A 13,152-nucleotide genomic window follows, 5' to 3' on the forward strand; every position below is an offset into this window, starting at 1 on the left:
TTTTAATCTAAATTAACCTCTTGTTTTTATTCTCTATTTTGTTTTTTCATATCGCTGTGTTGCTAAAAAGCAACAGGAAAGCACTTGAAATTTATCCATATCACGATTTTATACTGTTAACCACATGAAAAATAATAACTTTTAAAAGTTGGCACCTAAGTTGTAATAGTCATGGTGTACTGAACTTAAGCGTGATTTAAAGTGAGACACCTTAATCGCACACACATAAATTTGAAGGATACATATTATGAAACGCATTAATAAAACACTAGCACTTATTGCATTAGCATCTTCTTCAGCCGCTTTTGCCGCAACAGATTTTGATACACTTGATGTAGATGGCAGTGGCACAATTAGCCAAGCAGAAGCATCAGTAGATGCAAAGTTAATGAGCATGTTCTCAGAACTTGATACTGACCAAAATGGTGAGTTATCAAAAGAAGAATTTTCAGAAGCTTAATTAACAAGTATTTATCCTGAGTTGCCAAAGACAACCTAAGTAGGCAAGGAGCTTACGAAAGAGGGTAACAAGGAAGTGAAAAATTACGTTTAAGCTAAACGAAGCAATTTTTTTGATAGAACATTGAAGGATTAAACTATGAAACATTTAAATAAAGCACTGGCACTTATAGCTATAGCGTCTTCTTCAGTTGTATTTGCAGCATCAGACTTTAATAGCCTTGATATAGATGGTAGCGGCACAATTAGCCCAAGTGAAGCGGCAGTCGACACCGATTTAATGGCTGAATTTATCGAGCTAGATACCGACGGTAGCGGTGAGCTTTCTAAAGAAGAGTTCGCTAATTACTAGTTAACCAGAGTTCAGGTTAATTAATCTTTTTTCAGATTAAACATTTTTCACAGTCAGGGATCTTTGAAAAGGACTTCCTCTTTATTATTTAGGAAATTATTATGAAAACATTAAACACAACACTGGCCGTCATCATTTTAGCATCGTCGTCAGCTGCGTATGCCGCCGTTGATTTTGCCTCTTTTGATATCGATAGTGACGGGGTTATCACCAAGCAAGAAGCGCAAGTTAACGCGCAGTTAGTGAAATTATTTGATGACTTAGACACTGACGGGAATGGTGAGCTTTCTAAAGAAGAGTTTGCAAAAGTACAGTAACTCTAAAATGATAATTAACACGCGATTATCAGCGATTAAAGCCGCCTTCGCCAGCGGCTTTTTCTACGTCATAAGACTACAAAAATATAGCACTTACCTGAAATAGTTTTTCTACCACATTAATGTGTTTTTTATCGATTAAAAACATAATAACGTGATCGCCTGACATAATAATGGTGTCGTCATGAGCAATGAGTACGTCGTCATTTCGTACAATTGCCCCAATCGTTGTGCCTGCAGGAAGTTTTATATCTGCAATAGCACGGCCAACCACCTTTGATGTATTCTCATCACCATGGGCTACCGCTTCAATCGCCTCTGCTGCACCTTTGCGTAATGAGTAGACGTTAACAATGTCGCCACGACGTACATGTGTTAGTAATGCCGAAATGGTGGCTTGTTGAGGAGATATGGCAATGTCTATTTCTCCCCCTTGTACTAAATCAACATAAGCACCACGCTGAATAAGTACCATTGTTTTTTGTGCGCCCATACGTTTTGCAAGCATGGCTGACATAATATTTGCTTCATCGTCATTGGTTACGGCAATAAATACATCAACTTGATCAATATGCTCTTCTGAGAGTAATTCTTGATCTGATGCGTCACCACAAAATACAACTGTGTTATCTAGCATTTCTGAGAGCTGCTCAGCACGCTCTTTGCTACGCTCAATTAATTTAACTGTGTGGTTTTTTTCAAGTGAGCGGGCAAGGCCCGCGCCAATATTACCGCCACCCGCTATCATGATTTTTTTGTAAGAACGTTCAAGTTTTTGTAGTTCGTTCATTACTGCGCGTATATGTTTTGTAGCGGCAATAAAAAATACTTCGTCATCGGCTTCAATGACCGTTGTACCTAGTGGTTTGATTGCCTTACCTTGGCGGTAAATAGCGGCAACACGGGTTTCTACATTAGGGATGTGTTCTTTAAGTGCAGACAATGCATAACCGACGAGTAAACCGCCATAATAGGCTTTCACTGCAACTAACGAGAGCATGCCATCGGCAAACTGCAATACCTGTAATGCGCCAGGGTAGTCGATTAAGCGACGAATGTACTTGGTTACGAGTGCTTCTGGGGCAATATAATGATCGATTGGCAAGTCGTCGTTCTGAAAAAGTTTCTCGCGGTATTTTAAATATTGCTCTGAGCGAATACGGGCAATTTTAGTGGGCGTTTTAAAAATACTGTACGCCACTTGGCATGCAACCATGTTTACTTCATCTGAACTGGTTACTGCAATAACCATATCGGCGTCTTCAGCTCCAGCTTGACGTAATACATCAGGATGCGCACTGTGTCCTACTACACCTTGTAAGTCGTACTTATCTTGAAGTTCACGTAATCGGTTACCATCTATATCAACGACTGTAATTTCATTCTGTTCGCCTACTAAATTCTCAGCGAGTGTTGCGCCTACTTGGCCAGCACCGAGTATGATTATTTTCATTATTTACCCGTGTTATAAGTAGCAATTAAGAGCCATTTTTAAATTATAAAAATGGCTAATTTACAGTTCATTAATTTTAGATTTTTTTAACTAGCTTAGCGTAATAAAATCCATCGCTTTCGCCTGGTAGTAGCTGTAACCCTGGCATTGTAACGGTGTCTTTGTCATGCAGAGGAATGTGCTCTGCATCGTCATTATTAGCTAAAAACTTAGCTACTTGTTGCTGATTTTCTTGTGGAAGAACCGAACATGTAGCGTATACCAATGTACCACCTGGTTTTAAAAGTGGCCAAATACTATTGAGTATATCACCTTGTAACTTAGCTAAATCTTCGATGTCTGATGCGCGACGTAACCATTTTATGTCAGGGTGGCGGCGAATTACACCAGTGGCCGAACAAGGCACATCAAGCAAAATACGATCAAATAATTTTTCGTCCCACCAAGTATGTGGTTGCGAGGCATCACCACATTGCAAGTCTGCACCTAAGCCAATACGGGTAAGGTTTTGCTTAACACGTTCAAGTCGAGTTGAGTCGCTATCGAGTGCAAGTACGTCTGCGTCAGCAAGTTCTAATATGTGACAGGTTTTTCCGCCAGGTGCTGCACAGGCATCTAAAATAGTGTCATCTGCTTTAGGCTCTAAAAAGCGTGCTGCAAGTTGTGCTGCGGCATCTTGTACTGAACATGCACCTGTATCAAACTCTGGTAAGGAAAATACATCGCGTGGTTTAGCGAGCTTAATTCCGTCTATAAAGTCAGGATTTAAGGTATGTTCAATATCGTTCGCCGTTAGCATATCGCTGTATTCTTGCGTGCTATATTGTGCTTGATTTACACGTAACCACATAGGTGCTTGTTGTTGGTTTTCTGCAAGTATGTCTTCCCAACTATCTGGGTAGGCCTCTTTTACTTGTTTGATAAACCAATTAGGGTGGTTGTATAAACACACAGGGATAAGCTTCGCTTTTTCTTCAAGCTCAATTTGCTGGCGTTGAAAACTACGTAATATAGCGTTAATAAGCCCTTTTAAACCTAAAGCACGTAATTGAGCAAGTGCATTTACAGTTTCAGATATTGCTGCGTGCGGCGGTACACGCATGTGTTGTAGTTGATAAATACCTACATATAATAAAAATTGAAATATTCTGCGTTTACCTTTTAGTGGATCTTCCACTAAATGTTGGCAGTAGTTTTCAAGGCTAGGTAAGTAGCGTAAAACGCCATAACAAATTTGTTGTAGTAGCGCTTTGTCTTTTGGTGGTAAGCCTTGGCTAGCAAATGGCAGTTCTTGATTAAGCGAAGCGCCTTTATCAACTACGTTATATAAAGTTTCAGCGGCAAGCGCTCGTACGTTTTGAACATTACTCATTGTTTTCGCCTAATACTGTGCCAGGTGTAACCCAGTCACTACGACCATTTAAAAAGTCGTTAATTGCCATTGGTTTTTTACCTTGCGGTTGTAATTGCGTAATACATAAAGCATGTTCACCACACGCCACTACTACGCCATTTTTGTCGCTTGATAAAATTTGCCCAGGATTACCTGATTGCGAGGTAACCTGCGCTTGATAAATCTTTACTGTTTGTCCACTCATTTGAGTAAAGCACACAGGCCATGGGTTAAAAGAGCGAATGTTTCGCTCAATTTGCAGCGCACTCATGGACCAGTCTATATTAGCTTCCTCTTTAGAAAGCTTTTTAGCGTAGTTAGCAAGTTCATCGTTTTGAGGTTCAGGCGTGAGCTCACCATTAGCTAATTTATTAATGGTTTCAATTAACGCATCTGGACCTAGTTCAGCAAGCTTGGTATATAAACTAGCGCTAGTTTCTGTCGTGCTAATAGGGCAGCGGCTTATATGTAGCATATCACCGGTATCTAGCCCTTCATCCATTTGCATTATTGTTACGCCGGTTTGTTCATCACCTGCCCAAATTGCGCGTTGAATAGGTGCAGCACCGCGCCAGCGCGGTAATATAGAACCATGCACATTTAAACAACCTAAACGTGGAGCTTCTAAAATAGCTTTAGGTAAAATTAAGCCATACGCTACAACAATCATAATGTCGGCATTTAAGCTTGTTAGCTCTGCTAGTGCTTCATCACTTTTTAATGACTGTGGCTGAAAAACCGGTAAGTTGTGCTCAAGCGCTAGCGCTTTTACTTCACTGGCTTTTAATTTTTTACCACGACCGGCAGGGCGGTCTGGCTGGCTATATACACCTACTATTTGATGTTCGCTTTGTATTAGCGCTTGTAAATGACGTGCGGCAAAATCCGGCGTACCGGCAAATATAATGCGTAATGGTTGAGTCACTGAGTTTTCCTAAGGTGCTTATTACTGTTCTGCAAACTTGGCTTCTTTTTCAAGCTTTTTACGAATACGTTGGCGCTTTAATGGAGATAAGTAATCAATGAATAGCTTACCTTGAAGGTGATCTAGTTCATGTTGAATACAAATGGCCAGCAGTTCGTCTGCATCTAGTACAAACTCTTCACCGTTTTCGTTAAGTGCAGAGACTGTTACTGTTTCTGCGCGGTCAACTTTTGCATACGAGTTAGGTACTGATAAACAGCCTTCTTCGCTAATAGTTGAGCCATCTTTTTTGATGATTTGTGGATTAATTAATACCAGTGGTTCATCACGCTCTTCTGATACGTCAATAACAACAATTCGTTGATGAATATCTACTTGTGTAGCAGCAAGCCCTATACCATTTTCATCATACATAGTTTCCAGCATATCTTTAACAATTTGGCGTACTGTATCGTCAACTTGAGCAACTTCTTTTGCTATTGTACGTAAACGTTCATCTGGAAATCTTAAAACTTCTAACCTAGCCATAGTTACCTTTTTCACTTGTGCTTAATTTAGGGTATTGTATGCTCTTATTTTAGCCATTCACGTTCACCTTTAACAGGTTTTGGGCAATAATAATGAAAAAACAATACAAGGAAGCTCAATGAGATCCCCGTTAGTTGCAATCATGCTTGCATTAAGTGCTGCTTTTCCGGCAGTTGCAGATGTGTTGGAAATAAAAAAAGACGCGCCAAAACAGTATGTTGTAAAAAAAGGAGACACGCTCTGGGATATCTCTGGTATTTATTTAAATAAACCTTGGCTATGGCCAGAATTATGGCAAATGAATCCTCAAATAAACAACCCAAATCTTATTTACCCAGGGGATGCGCTAACATTAGTTTACGATGCAGACGGAAAACCTCGTTTAGTGATAAATAAAGCATACAGAAAGCTTTCTCCGCAGGGGCGTATTACCCCTAAAGGTAAAAATGCAGTTACAACATTGCCACTTGAACTAATTAAACCTTACTTGACGTATGAGCAAGCAATTAATAGCGACGAGATAGATAATAAGCCATATGTTTTGGGCGCAAATCAAAATACTAAAACACAGACACTGGGTCATATTTTATATATAAATGGTGATTTAAAATTAAATCAGGCTTACGCCATTTACCATAAAGGCGAACCTTATGTTGATCCTAAAACAAATACTGCACTAGCTAATAAAGCAAGCTTTGTTGGGGTGGTACGTGTATTTAGGCGAGGGGATATCACCAACGGTGTGCCAGCTTCAGTAAGGGTTGAGTCGGTTAAGCGTGAAATTAAACAAGGCGATTTTTTATTACCTCTAATGCAGGGACAAATGTTGCCAGCATACTTTAATATGCACCGACCTAAACAGCCTGTTGAAGGTGCGGTCATTGCTTCAGCTAATCACAGTCGGGAATTCAGCACGATGGACATTGTGGTGCTAAACTTAGGTTCAGAACAACAAGTAGAACCAGGTCACATATTAGATATTGAACGTCAATCACCAGGTGTAATTGATGGACGGCGAGGGCCTCGTTATCCTGAAGACTCCAGTAGCTTTGAAAAACTGGTATCAGACACCAGTGAGTTTTTAGGCTTAGAAGCAGACGAAAACAGTACCGTTTGGACTATGCCTAAAGAAAAAGTTGGTGAGCTAATTGTCTTTAAAGTGTATGACAAAGTAAGTTATGCATTAATAACTAAAAACCAGCACCCAATTCGCATTGGAGATATTGCAGTTATTCATTAAGAAGTAGCGAGTCGGTGCTCTAGGAGAGAGCATGGATCAGTCATCTGGCAAGCTAGCCCACTGGCTTGCCTTTTATATGTGTAAAGGGTTGGGTATAAAAACCCTTTTAGCACTATCTACAAACTATTCCCTTGGGTCGTTATTTGACTTATCTCATGACAAGCTTTTACAGCTTGGGTTAACCGCTAATCAAGCGAGTAATTTACTCAACACCAATTGGCAACAAGTCAGTCATTATGAGCAATTAATAGCGCTGAACAACATTACTGTTGTCTGTATTTTTGATGCGCTTTACCCAGAAGATCTCCGGCAGATTGCCAGTGCGCCTTTATTACTCTTTTGCAGGGGAGATGTCTCGTTATTATCAACTCCACAAATTGCAATTGTTGGCAGTCGTAATGCTACCCCTACCGGGCTTGAAATAGCATCAGAATTTGCATACGAGTTAACTTTGGCGGGTATTACAGTTACTTCAGGTATGGCGCGGGGAATAGATGGTGCCGCACATAAAGGCTCTCTTGCTGGTACGGGGAAAACCATAGCGGTGCTTGGTACTGGGGTTGATATTTACTATCCCAAACGCCATAAACTATTAACAGACCAAGTTTTAGAAAGCGGTTTGCTGGTGAGTGAGTTTTTACCAGGCACAGCTGCTCATGCGCATAACTTTCCGCGTCGTAATCGTATTATTTCTGGGTTATCGTTAGGAGTGCTTATTGTTGAGGCTGAAATTAAAAGTGGTTCGTTAATTACAGTACGCTATGCGCTTGAACAAAATAAAGAGGTATTTGCAATACCGGGTTCTATTAAAAACCCGTTAGCGCAGGCAAGTCACTTTTTAATAAAGCAAGGTGCTAAGCTGGTAGAAAACGTGGCTGACATTCTTGATGAGGTGAGTTTCACTTACGACAATAATGTATGTAATAAAGAGCAGCCGATTCAAGCCAATTCTCAATGTGAGGTTTTAAATAGTATTGGCTTTGAAGTAACCAGTGTAGATGACATTGTGCGTCGTGCGCAGTGGCCAATAGATAAAGTACTTAGTAGGTTGCTCGATTTAGAGCTAGACGATCAGATTGAGCGAGTGTTAGATGGTTACATCAAGTTAAGCGCAGGAAGGTAATATGTTTGATATTCTTTTGTATCTTTTTGAAAATTACATTCATAGCGAAGCGGATATATTTGCAGAGCAAAATGAGTTAACCGATGAGCTACTGCGTGCGGGCTTTCATAAGCCCGAGATATTTAAAGCACTCGATTGGCTAGAGCAATTAGCCGATTTACAACACAGCGACGAGTCTCCTTATCTTATTACTAACCCTAAAGATGCTGTGCGTATATTTACCGATAGTGAATGCCAAAGGCTCAGTGCTGAATGCCGTGGCTTTTTAATGTTTATTGAGCAAATAGGCGTAATCAATAATGTAACTCGTGAAATGGTAATGGACTGTTTAGCCTCTCTCGATAAAGCAACTATAAGCCTAGAGGATTTAAAATGGATTGTACTTATGATCTTATTTAATGTTCCTGGCTCTGAAGAGGCATATGAGCAAATGGAAGATTTGATTTTTGATGAACCCAGCGAACTTCTTCATTAGAGATAATTATCTTGATTGTACTCAAATTACTTAAACGGATAAGCACGGCATTGCTTGTATCTTTAAGTGGTTTGGGTATATTAGGCGAAAATTCACCAACCTATTAGGATCACCATGAGTAAAATCGACCATTCGCTTTTCTCGGCGAACAAGCACGCCCTCGAAAAAGAATACGAGATATGCCCACAGTGTGGTTCAGAGTTAGTGATCCGCAATAGTAAATCAGGCCCTTTTTTAGGATGCGCAAGTTATCCCAAATGCGACTTTATTAGGCCACTGGCACATCACGACAGCAACGAAATAAAAATATTAGAAGATTCAGCATGTCCTGAGTGTAGCAAACCGCTGGTGGTTAAAAATGGCCGCTATGGTATGTTTATTGGGTGTACGGGTTATCCAGAGTGTCATTACATTGCTAACGAAAATGAAGAAAAGCAAAGCGAAGATACTTTGCCTAGTTGCCCTAAATGCAAAAAAGGTCATTTAGTCGCGCGCAGTAATAAGTTTGGTAAAGTATTTTATTCTTGTGATTGCTACCCGAGTTGTAAATACACGCTTAATAATAAACCGGTTGAACATCCGTGTCCTGAATGTGACTGGCCTATCGTCATAGAAAGAAATATGGCAAACGGCATATTATTGCAATGCCCACAAAAAAGCTGCATGCATAAGCTCACCTCAACTGAATAACGTTTAATTATATCTGGAGACTACTTTGTCAGACCTTTCAAATACGCCCACTGCAATAACATGCTTAACGCAAGGCGAAGTTATTTTATACCCAACAGAAGCTGTATATGGTTTAGGTTGTGATCCAGATAATCAACAAGCCGTTGAGGCACTATTAGCTATTAAGCAGCGCCCGGTTGAAAAAGGGCTTATTTTAATCGCTGATAACTACGGACAATTATTAAAATACGTAGATGATGCAAAAATACCAATGGATAAACGCGCTGATATTTTTTCGAGTTGGCCTGCTGCAATTACATGGGTGATGCCTGCATCTAAAAATACGCCTAAATGGCTCACAGGGCAGTTTGATACCATTGCAGTAAGAGTAACAAACCATCCAACAGTAAAACGCTTGTGCCAAGAGTTTGGTAAGCCACTAGTATCAACCAGTGCAAACTTAACCGGTCAAGAAACGGTAATTAGTATTGAGCAAGCTAAAGCGCAATTTGCAGAACAAGTTGGCTTTTACGTTGATGAGGCGTTAGGTGGCAATACTCAACCAAGCACAATAAAAGACGCCATGACGGGCAAAATATTTAGAGGTTAATATGCAAAGCGAATTATTAGATCAAGTAAAAGCATACTTTATGGCTTTGCAAGACACTATTTGCAAAGGTTTGGAGGCTGCAGATGGCAGTGCTAAATTTATAGAAGATAACTGGCAGCGTGCAGAAGGCGGTGGTGGTCGTACACGTGTAACCACAAATGGCACTGTAATAGAGCAAGGTGGAGTTAATTACTCTCATGTATTTGGCGCTTCAATGCCAGGCTCTGCAACAGCACACAGACCAGAGCTTGCAGGACGCAGCTTTCATGCGTGTGGTGTGTCGTTAGTTATTCATCCTAAAAACCCTCATGTACCAACAAGTCATGCCAATGTGCGCTTTTTTATAGCCGAAAAAGAAGGCGAAGAGCCAATCTGGTGGTTTGGTGGCGGGTTTGATCTCACTCCTTTTTATCCAGTATTAGAAGACGTACAGCATTGGCATCAAGTTGCTCACGACATTTGTGCGCCATTTGGTAGTGAAGTTTATCCAAAATATAAAACATGGTGCGACGAGTATTTTTATTTAAAGCACAGAGACGAGACGCGCGGAGTAGGCGGTTTGTTTTTTGACGATTTAAACGAACTAGGGTTTGAGCAAAGCTTTGCGTTTATGCAATCGGTGGGTAATGGATTTTTAGATGCCTATTTACCTATTATCGAACGTCGTAAAAATGATGAATACACAGAGCAACAACGTGATTTTCAGCTTTATCGTCGCGGGCGTTACGTAGAGTTTAATTTAGTATGGGACAGGGGCACTTTATTTGGATTGCAAAGTGGCGGGCGCACTGAGTCTATATTAATGTCTATGCCACCACTTGCACGCTGGGAATATAATTATAAACCAGAACCAAGTAGCCCAGAAGCTAACCTATATCAGTATTACTTACGCCCGCAAGAGTGGTTAACTAGCCAGTCTAATGAATTAATCGCCAGAGAATGGCAATTATAACAATTACACAGTAATCAAAAAGGCGCTAATTAGCGCCTTTTTGCATTATGCTAAATATAAATTTAATGCTGATTGATCATGTGCGTTGCTAGTTGAGAGAATGATTGTTTTAATCCTTCACGTAACAACGGATTGTCTATTTCTATATCCAACGTCTTATTCATGCAATACATCCATTGATCGCGCAATGCTTTATCTACAGTAAAAGGCATATGGCGTTTACGTAGCATTGGCTGACCATGTTTTTCTGTAAATAGGTTTGGCCCGCCTAACCAACCAGATAAAAATTCAAAAAATACTTGGCGAATTCGATCTAATGGCAGAGGATGCATATCATATAACGGTTTAGCGTATTCATCTGACTCCATTATGTCGTAGAATCGATTAGAAATAGCACGCGCACCTTTCTCTCCACCTATTATTTCATACGGTGTTTTTTCAGGAGTAGGAGCCTGTTGCTCAGGAGCTGGCTTAGATTTAGAAAAAAGTCGTTTAATCATATTACTTATCATCGTTAATAGGCAGTATATAACTGCAAAGAGGTTGCTTTAAAATGGACAAATATGCGGTTTTTGGAAATCCAATTAAACATTCAAAATCCCCCACGATACATAAACAATTTGCTGTATCACTGGGTGAGCAAATCGACTATCGCGCAATATTAGCACCTATCGATAACTTTGAAAAAACAGTATTGTCTTTTTTTGAGCAAGGTGGTGTGGGTGCTAACGTTACAATGCCATTTAAAGAGCAAGCCTATGCAATGGCCGATGAGCTTACGCCATTAGCTAAAATTGTAGGGGCTGTTAATACATTAAAAAAACGAGATGATGGCACATTACTCGGAGATAACACCGATGGTGTGGGCTTTGTAAATGATTTACTTGCTAATAAAGTAGCCATAACTGATAAACGTATTTTAATTATTGGCGCGGGCGGTGCAGCTCGAGGCGTTATTTTACCTTTGCTAGAGCATAACCCTCAGGAAATAATAATCGTTAATCGCACAGCACAAAAAGCCAAAGAACTCGCAAAACTGTTTATTCAATATGGAGCTGTATCTGGTTTTGGTTTTGATGATTTACCAGTAAGCGATTACTCACTAATTATAAACTCTACCTCTAGCAGTATGAATAACGAACTTCCAGCTCTTGATGAAAAACACATAACTAACTGTGAAGTCGCTTATGACATGTTTTATTCACTGCAAAATACCATTTTTATGAATTGGATTGCACAGCATAATATTAACGCTAAGCTTTTAGATGGCAGCGGTATGTTAGTTGGTCAAGCTGCTCAAGCATATTATGTATGGCGTAATAAAATGCCAGAAATACTTCCCGTAGTGGATGCGCTCAAACAAGGAACGCTTAAATGAATCAGGCAATACAGTTTATAGATAGGCTCGAATTTAGAGAGCCCGATCATCAGCTAGTCTTTTTTGCACAAGTTAGTGGCATGCTGGTGGAATGCATAATAGAAGTAAATACACTTAAATTAACAGACGAAAGTCACGCAACAGAATATTTTGAACAGTATCGTTTTGATTATGAAGAACGTGCCGAGGAGCTTATCGAAGAAGAAAGCTATAACTCGGCAGGCCAAATTGAAGTAAGTTTATTAACTTAAGTTAGCTATTTCAGCTAAGTATTCATCTTTAAGTGACACATAGTTATCGGCAGATATTTTTAAAAAGGCAAGTTCTTGCTCTGTAAGAGGGCGGGCTTGCTTAGCCGGACTTCCTACATATAAGTAACCAGACTCTAAACGTTTGTTTGGTGGTACTAAAGAGCCGCCACCTATAATTACATCGTCTTCAACAACCACGTTATCCATAATAATAGCGCCCATACCTACTAGTATACGGTTTCCTAATACACATCCGTGCAGCATTACCTTATGACCAACAGTTACATCGTCACCTATAATAAGTGGATAACCATCAGGGTTGCTTTTAGTTGCACGAGATAAATGCAATACACTGCCATCTTGTATATTGGAGCGCTTACCAATACGTATATAGTTAACATCACCACGTGCAGCTACTAAAGGCCAAACACTACTATTATCACCTAAAGTAATATCACCAACCAAAACTGAAGACTCATCAATATAAACAGACGAATTAAACGAAGGTGTTATACCTTTATAAGAACGGATTGCCATATTTAGTACCTTTTAGATAATAGTTATTAGCTTTGAGTGTATCAGCAAGGTGATTTTTGTACCATACAGTGCACTGTTTGGTTACAAAACTATCAGTTTCAGGGTGTTTAGTTCAGATACTGACCGAACAGCATCTTTTTTTACTTTTTCTTTAAAAAAGTGCTTGCGTAAAAATCTGTTCTCCCTATAATGCGACCCCACTGAGACGGGAAACGCCAACGCATAGCAAGGCACGAACTACTCAAAGAGTTAAATAAAACTTCGGTTTTAAATCTTCCAAAAGAAAATTTAAAACAAAGTATTGACTAGAAAAATAAAGGGTGTATTATTCGCATTCCTTGAGACGCTAAAGCGGCTCAAAACGTTCTTTAACAATATAAAGCAATCATCTGTGTGGGCACTCGTACAGATTGAGTTCTAACAGCCAAACTACTTCGTTCTTTATTGAGCAAGTAACGAGGCAAACAAATTAGAGTCTCAATTGAAAACT

At 39.8% G+C, this 13,152-nt stretch carries 17 protein-coding genes; 11 read left to right on the forward strand and 6 right to left on the reverse strand.

The window, feature by feature from the left end; translation table 11 throughout:
• Window positions 1-247: 247 nt before the first annotated feature.
• The 3 genes from LOS73_RS00085 to LOS73_RS00095 all read left to right on the forward strand — a co-directional run bounded on the left by LOS73_RS00085 (window position 248) and on the right by LOS73_RS00095 (window position 1,128).
• Window positions 248-460 (forward strand): EF-hand domain-containing protein, encoded by a 213-nt coding sequence (locus tag LOS73_RS00085; protein WP_096792171.1) that lies wholly within the window; start codon window positions 248-250, stop codon window positions 458-460.
• A gap of 138 nt (window positions 461-598) precedes the next feature.
• Window positions 599-811 carry an EF-hand domain-containing protein gene (locus LOS73_RS00090; protein WP_007377636.1) on the forward strand — a complete coding sequence of 71 codons (213 nt, stop codon included), beginning with the start codon at window positions 599-601 and terminating at the stop codon, window positions 809-811.
• A gap of 101 nt (window positions 812-912) precedes the next feature.
• A complete protein-coding gene (locus LOS73_RS00095; RefSeq protein ID WP_007377635.1) occupies window positions 913-1,128 on the forward strand; it encodes an EF-hand domain-containing protein in 216 nt (71 codons plus the stop codon).
• A gap of 76 nt (window positions 1,129-1,204) precedes the next feature.
• Here LOS73_RS00095 and trkA read toward each other — a convergent pair whose 3' ends face one another.
• The 4 genes from trkA to def all read right to left on the reverse strand — a co-directional run bounded on the left by trkA (window position 1,205) and on the right by def (window position 5,427).
• Window positions 1,205-2,581 (reverse strand): Trk system potassium transporter TrkA, encoded by a 1,377-nt coding sequence (gene trkA / locus LOS73_RS00100; RefSeq protein ID WP_007377634.1) that lies wholly within the window; start codon window positions 2,579-2,581, stop codon window positions 1,205-1,207.
• Between the two features lie 76 nt (window positions 2,582-2,657).
• Window positions 2,658-3,953 (reverse strand): 16S rRNA (cytosine(967)-C(5))-methyltransferase RsmB, encoded by a 1,296-nt coding sequence (gene rsmB / locus LOS73_RS00105; protein ID WP_033040320.1) that lies wholly within the window; start codon window positions 3,951-3,953, stop codon window positions 2,658-2,660.
• Window positions 3,946-4,899 (reverse strand): methionyl-tRNA formyltransferase, encoded by a 954-nt coding sequence (gene fmt, locus LOS73_RS00110; RefSeq protein WP_457934283.1) that lies wholly within the window; start codon window positions 4,897-4,899, stop codon window positions 3,946-3,948. Before fmt ends, rsmB begins: the two co-directional genes overlap by 8 nt.
• A gap of 21 nt (window positions 4,900-4,920) precedes the next feature.
• Window positions 4,921-5,427: a peptide deformylase gene (gene def / locus LOS73_RS00115; protein WP_007377631.1), complete on the reverse strand. Its 507-nt coding sequence runs from the start codon at window positions 5,425-5,427 to the stop codon at window positions 4,921-4,923.
• A gap of 118 nt (window positions 5,428-5,545) precedes the next feature.
• On the opposite strand from def, the gene LOS73_RS00120 reads away from it, so the two are divergent.
• The 6 genes from LOS73_RS00120 (at window position 5,546) to hemF (ending at window position 10,496) form a co-directional block, all read left to right on the forward strand.
• Window positions 5,546-6,667, forward strand: a complete 1,122-nt coding sequence (locus LOS73_RS00120; protein WP_033031144.1) for a LysM peptidoglycan-binding domain-containing protein — start codon at window positions 5,546-5,548, stop codon at window positions 6,665-6,667.
• A gap of 31 nt (window positions 6,668-6,698) precedes the next feature.
• Entirely contained in the window at window positions 6,699-7,790 is a 1,092-nt protein-coding gene (dprA, locus tag LOS73_RS00125; protein WP_457934284.1) for a DNA-processing protein DprA, read from the forward strand.
• A 1-nt stretch (window position 7,791) separates the two neighbouring features.
• Window positions 7,792-8,265 (forward strand): DUF494 family protein, encoded by a 474-nt coding sequence (locus LOS73_RS00130; RefSeq protein ID WP_007377627.1) that lies wholly within the window; start codon window positions 7,792-7,794, stop codon window positions 8,263-8,265.
• 114 nt (window positions 8,266-8,379) lie between these two features.
• Entirely contained in the window at window positions 8,380-8,955 is a 576-nt protein-coding gene (locus LOS73_RS00135) for a DNA topoisomerase family protein (RefSeq protein ID WP_007377626.1), read from the forward strand.
• Window positions 8,956-8,980: 25 nt separating this feature from the next.
• The gene (locus tag LOS73_RS00140) at window positions 8,981-9,544 is read left to right on the forward strand and encodes an L-threonylcarbamoyladenylate synthase (protein WP_010555163.1); all 564 of its coding nucleotides are present in this window, start codon (window positions 8,981-8,983) and stop codon (window positions 9,542-9,544) included.
• Window position 9,545: 1 nt separating this feature from the next.
• Window positions 9,546-10,496 carry an oxygen-dependent coproporphyrinogen oxidase gene (hemF, locus tag LOS73_RS00145; RefSeq protein WP_457934285.1) on the forward strand — a complete coding sequence of 317 codons (951 nt, stop codon included), beginning with the start codon at window positions 9,546-9,548 and terminating at the stop codon, window positions 10,494-10,496.
• A gap of 62 nt (window positions 10,497-10,558) precedes the next feature.
• Here hemF and LOS73_RS00150 read toward each other — a convergent pair whose 3' ends face one another.
• A complete protein-coding gene (locus LOS73_RS00150; RefSeq protein WP_004335148.1) occupies window positions 10,559-10,996 on the reverse strand; it encodes a group II truncated hemoglobin in 438 nt (145 codons plus the stop codon).
• Between the two features lie 53 nt (window positions 10,997-11,049).
• Between LOS73_RS00150 and aroE the strand changes: the two genes are divergently transcribed.
• Together aroE and LOS73_RS00160 are read left to right on the forward strand one after the other, a co-directional pair.
• Window positions 11,050-11,874 (forward strand): shikimate dehydrogenase, encoded by an 825-nt coding sequence (gene aroE / locus LOS73_RS00155; RefSeq protein ID WP_457934286.1) that lies wholly within the window; start codon window positions 11,050-11,052, stop codon window positions 11,872-11,874.
• Complete coding sequence (locus tag LOS73_RS00160) at window positions 11,871-12,125, forward strand: DUF1488 family protein (protein WP_007377622.1); 255 nt, start codon at window positions 11,871-11,873, stop codon at window positions 12,123-12,125. The genes aroE and LOS73_RS00160 overlap by 4 nt, the downstream gene beginning before the upstream one ends.
• On the opposite strand, the gene LOS73_RS00165 is transcribed toward LOS73_RS00160, so the two are convergent.
• A complete protein-coding gene (locus LOS73_RS00165; protein ID WP_007377621.1) occupies window positions 12,117-12,662 on the reverse strand; it encodes a gamma carbonic anhydrase family protein in 546 nt (181 codons plus the stop codon). The genes LOS73_RS00160 and LOS73_RS00165 overlap by 9 nt on opposite strands.
• Window positions 12,663-13,152 lie beyond the last annotated feature (490 nt).

The organism is Pseudoalteromonas sp. SCSIO 43210 (assembly GCF_054133285.1).